The 1,017-nt window shown below is 51.6% G+C and carries 1 rRNA gene; it reads right to left on the reverse strand.

The features are described from left to right. Window positions 1-41: 41 nt before the first annotated feature. A 23S ribosomal RNA gene (locus tag HMPREF3091_RS04955) occupies window positions 42-1,017 on the reverse strand; the annotation flags it as partial.

Below are 1,017 nucleotides of genomic sequence, written 5' to 3' on the forward strand. Positions count from 1 at the left end.
TCTTCGTCTTAGTCTCTCAACCAAAACACCTTCGGTGTTGTAAGGTTAAGCCTCACGGATCATTAGTACTGGTTAGCTCAACGTATCGCTACGCTTACACACCCAGCCTATCAACGTCTTAGTCTTAAACGTTCCTTTAGGAGACTCAAGGTCTCAGGGAAGACTCATCTCGAGGCAAGTTTCGCGCTTAGATGCTTTCAGCGCTTATCTTTTCCGCATTTAGCTACCGGGCAATGCCATTGGCATGACAACCCGAACACCAGTGATGCGTCCACTCCGGTCCTCTCGTACTAGGAGCAGCCCCTCTCAATCTTCCAACGCCCACGGCAGATAGGGACCGAACTGTCTCACGACGTTCTAAACCCAGCTCGCGTACCACTTTAAATGGCGAACAGCCATACCCTTGGGACCTACTTCAGCCCCAGGATGTGATGAGCCGACATCGAGGTGCCAAACACCGCCGTCGATATGAACTCTTGGGCGGTATCAGCCTGTTATCCCCGGAGTACCTTTTATCCGTTGAGCGATGGCCCTTCCATTCAGAACCACCGGATCACTATGACCTACTTTCGTACCTGCTCGAGCCGTCACTCTCGCAGTCAAGCTAGCTTATGCCATTGCACTAACCTCACGATGTCCGACCGTGATTAGCTAACCTTCGTGCTCCTCCGTTACTCTTTAGGAGGAGACCGCCCCAGTCAAACTACCCACCAGACACTGTCCTCAATCCCGATTAGGGACCGGAGTTAGAACATCAAACATTAAAGGGTGGTATTTCAAGGTTGGCTCCATGCAGACTGGCGTCCACACTTCAAAGCCTCCCACCTATCCTACACATCAAGGCTCAATGTTCAGTGTCAAGCTATAGTAAAGGTTCACGGGGTCTTTCCGTCTTGCCGCGGGTACACTGCATCTTCACAGCGAGTTCAATTTCACTGAGTCTCGGGTGGAGACAGCCTGGCCATCATTACGCCATTCGTGCAGGTCGGAACTTACCCGACAAGGAATTTCGCTACC

Source organism: Hafnia sp. HMSC23F03, assembly GCF_001816025.1.
Taxonomy (GTDB): Bacteria; Pseudomonadota; Gammaproteobacteria; order Enterobacterales; family Enterobacteriaceae; genus Hafnia; species Hafnia paralvei.